This is a genomic window from Paramagnetospirillum caucaseum (assembly GCF_000342045.1).
Lineage (GTDB): Bacteria > Pseudomonadota > Alphaproteobacteria > Rhodospirillales > Magnetospirillaceae > Phaeospirillum > Phaeospirillum caucaseum.
This window is the reverse complement of the sequence record NZ_AONQ01000137.1, coordinates 1-4,085: the sequence shown is the minus strand read 5'-3', so window position 1 is coordinate 4,085 and position 4,085 is coordinate 1. Positions and strand designations below refer to the sequence as shown.

The 4,085-nt window shown below is 73.6% G+C and carries 3 pseudogenes; all 3 read left to right on the top strand.

The features are described 5' to 3' along the window. Window positions 1–20 precede the first annotated feature (20 nt). Window positions 21–3,026, top strand: a pseudogene (locus H261_RS26590) (cadherin-like domain-containing protein); the annotation flags it as partial. Window positions 3,027–3,126: 100 nt separating this feature from the next. Further along, a pseudogene (locus H261_RS26670) lies at window positions 3,127–3,315 on the top strand (calcium-binding protein); the annotation flags it as partial. 129 nt (window positions 3,316–3,444) lie between these two features. Beyond that, a pseudogene (locus tag H261_RS26335) lies at window positions 3,445–4,085 on the top strand (calcium-binding protein); the annotation flags it as partial.

Here is a 4,085-nt window from a genome sequence, read left to right as displayed (position 1 = left end):
CGCAGACGGTGGTCGAGACCATGGAGATCGCCTCCACCGGTCCGGCCGACCGCTCCGGCGGCCAGATGGAGCGGAATTCGGCCCGCAGCGGCGACGGTCAGGTCCAGGCGCCGGCCGAGGATGGGGGCGCGGTCAAGGCCGATGGGCCGCCGACGGCGCCGGCTGCGGCGGACAAGCCGCGCGGCGGAGCCGATGCGCCGGCCACCGAGGCGCCCCGGGCGGCGGCGCCGTCCGATGCGCCGGCGCCGCAGGGACGCGGCGAGGCCCCCTATCTTCCGCCGGCCGCCGAGGAAAACGCCCGGGCGGCGGCTTCCGACGATGATGCGGCGGAACCGGCCACGGCCGACGCATCGCCGGTCGCCGCGACGGCGACCGATACCGATGAGATCGTTCTGGCCCAGCTTCGCCCCGTCGTCGGCGATGGGGTGGTGCTGAGCGCCTCGCCGGCCGGGGGCAATGAGGACACGGCCATCGCCCTGTCCATTTCCACCGCGCTGGTTGACGGCGCGGATTCCATGGGATCGGTGATCATCCGGGGTGTTCCCCCGGGCGCCTCCCTGTCCGCCGGACAGGCGCAGGCCGACGGGTCCTGGGTGCTTTCCGCCACTGATCTCGCCGGGCTGACCCTCACTCCCGCCGCCGACGGCCACGGCAGTTTCGACCTGACGGTCGAGGCCTCGTCGAGCGAGGGCGGCTCCGTCTCCGCCACCGCCTCGGCCACCCTTCACGTGACGGTGGATGCGGTCAATGACGCGCCGCTGGCCGGCGGGACGGCAAGCCTGTCCGCCGGCACCGAGGATGCGGCCTATGTCATCCGGGCCGCCGACCTGCTGTCCAACGTCTCCGACGTGGACGGCGACGTCCTGTCGGTGTCGAACCTGACGGCCGGCAGCGGCGCCCTGACCGACAACGGCGATGGAACCTGGACCCTTACCCCCGGAGCCGATTTCAACGGCTCGGTGACCCTCGGCTACGACGTGGTCGACGGCAATGGCGGCAGCGTCTCGACCACCGCCTCGGTGACCCTGGCCGCCGTCAACGACGCCCCCACCACCTCGGCCCTCAGCCTGGGCTCGAAGCAGGGCGACCAGATCCTGGTCATCACCAGGGCCCAGTTGCTGGGCAATGCCGCCGACGTGGATGGCGATACCCTGTCGGTGAGCAACCTGTCGGCCAGCGCCGGCACCCTGACCGCCAATGGCGACGGGACATGGAGTCTGGCCACCACCGCCAACCAGGCCGCCGACATCACCATCAGCTATACGGTCGAGGACGGCCAGGGCGGCAGCGCCGCCGGCAGCGCCTCGGTCAGCGTGATCCCCGTATCGCAGCAGGTCACCGGCACGGCGGGCAACGATACCCTGACCGGCTCGGCCGGCAACGACCTCATGGATGGCGGGGCGGGCAACGACGTCCTGAACGGTGTGGCCGGAGCCGACACCGTGCTGGGCGGCACCGGCAACGACACCATCGATGCCGGGGCGGGCGACGACCTGCTGTCGGGCGGGGCCGGCGCCGACCGGCTGACCGGCGACAGCGGCATCGACACCGCCAGCTATTCCGGCTCGGCCGCCGGGGTGACGGTAAACCTGTCGCTGGCCACGGCGCAGGGCGGCACCGGCGACGCCGCCGGCGACATCCTGTCGGGCGTCGAGAACCTGACCGGCAGCGGGCTCAACGACACCCTAACCGGCAACGCCGCCGCCAACGTCATCGACGGTCTGGCCGGCAACGACGTGCTGGCCGGCCTGGGCGGCGCCGACACCCTGAGCGGTGGCGCCGGCACGGATACGGCGAGCTATGCGGCTTCCGCCGCGGCGGTGTCGGTCGATCTGGCCGCCGGGACCGGTTCGGGCGGCGATGCCGAGGGCGACGCGCTGTCGGGCATCGAGAATGTCACCGGCGGCGGCGGCAACGACGTGCTGACCGGCGACGGCCTCGCCAACCGCCTGGACGGCGGCAACGGCAACGATCTGCTGCAAGGCGGCGGCGGCGGCGATTCCCTGGTGGGCGGCGCGGGCACCGATACGGCCTCCTACGCCTCGTCCGCGGCGGGGGTGAGCGTCAGTCTGGCCCTGGCCACCGCCCAGGTCAGCGGCGGCGATGCCGCGGGCGACGTGCTCAACACCGTCGAGAATCTGGTGGGCAGCGCCTTCGCCGATACCCTGACCGGCAATACCGGCAGCAACGTGCTGGCCGGCGGGGCCGGCGCCGATACCCTGGCGGGGGGAACCGGTACCGACACGGCGGATTATTCCGCCTCGGCCGAGGGCGTCGCCATCAACCTGACGCTGACCACGGCACAGAGCGGCGGCGACGCCGCCGGCGACGTGCTGTCCGGCATCGAATACCTGACCGGCAGCGCCCAGGCCGATGTGCTGACCGGCGACGCCGCCGTCAACCTGCTGCAGGGCGGCGGCGGGGCCGACACCCTGGACGGCGCGGCGGGCAACGACGTGCTGCGCGGCGGCGCGGGGGCAGATACCCTGGCCGGCGGGGCGGGCACCGATACCGTCACCTATTCCGATTCGGCGGCGGGGGTGAGCGTCGACCTGACCCTGGCCGCCGCCCAGGGCGGCGGCGATGCCGAGGGCGACGTGCTGTCGGGCGTCGAGTACCTGACCGGCAGCGCCTTCAACGACACGCTGACCGGTGACGTCAACGCCAACCTGCTGACCGGCGGTGCCGGCGACGACGTCCTGGACGGCGGGGCCGGCAACGACCAGTTGGTGGGCGGCGCCGGAGCCGACGCCCTGGCCGGCGGGGCGGGAACCGATCTCGCCAATTATGCTTCCGCCACCGCTTCGGTGACCGTCAACCTGACCAGCGGAACCGGGACGGGCGGCGACGCCGCCGGCGATACCCTGTCGGGGATCGAGAACCTGACCGGCGGCACCGCCGCCGACGTGCTGACCGGCGACGCCGGCGTCAACGTCATCGACGGCGGGGCGGGCAACGACACCCTGGGCGGGGCCGCCGGCGCGGACACCCTGGTGGGCGGAGCCGGCAATGATGCGCTGGACGGCGGCGACGGCAACGACCTGCTGTCCGGCGGCGCCGGGGCCGATACCCTGAGCGGCGGGGCGGGGCACCGACACCGCCAGCTATTCCGGCGCGGCCGTCGCGGTGACGGTCAACCTGGAAACCGGCGGCGGCGGCGGCGGCGACGCGGCGGGCGACGTGCTGTCGGGCATCGAGAACGTCATCGGCGGCAATGCCGCCGACGTGCTGACCGGCGATGCCGCCGGCAACGTGCTCGACGGCGGCGCCGGAGCCGACACCCTGAGCGGCGGAGCGGGCAACGACCTGCTGCGCGGCGGCGCCGGGGCGGACGTTCTGGCGGGCGGCGACGGCAGCGACACGGCCAGCTGGTCGGCCTCGACGGCGGCGGTCAACGTCAACCTGGCCACCGGCGCCGGCACCCTGGGCGATTCGGCGGGCGACGTGCTGAGCGGCATCGAGAATCTGACCGGCGGCGGCGGGGCCGACATCCTGACCGGCGACGCCAACGCCAACATCCTGTCGGGCGGGGCCGGCAACGACACCCTGGACGGCGGCGGCGGTGACGACGTGCTGGCGGGTGGTGCCGGAGCGGACAGGCTGACCGGCGGCACCGGAACCGACACGGCCGACTATTCGGCCTCCGCGGCGGCGGTGACGGCCAACCTTGCCGCCGGAACCGGCACGGTAGGCGATGCCTCGGGCGACGTGCTGAACGGCATCGAAAACCTGACCGGCGGCGCCGGGGCCGATATCCTGACCGGCGATGCGGGCGTCAATGTCATTGACGGCGGGGCGGGCAACGACCTGCTGGCCGGCGGCGGCGGGGCCGATACCCTGATCGGCGGGGCCGGGGTTGATACCGTCAGCTATGCGGCGTCGGGCGTGGCGCTTGCCGCCGATCTGGCGGCGGGAATGGTCGCGGGCGGCGATGCCGACGGCGACGTGATCTCGGGCATCGAAAGCGTCACCGGCACCGGTTTCAACGATATTCTGGCCGGCGACGGCAACGCCAACCGTCTGGACGGCGGGGCGGGCAACGATTCCCTGCGCGGCGGGGCGGGGGCGGGAGTTCGCTGGTCGGC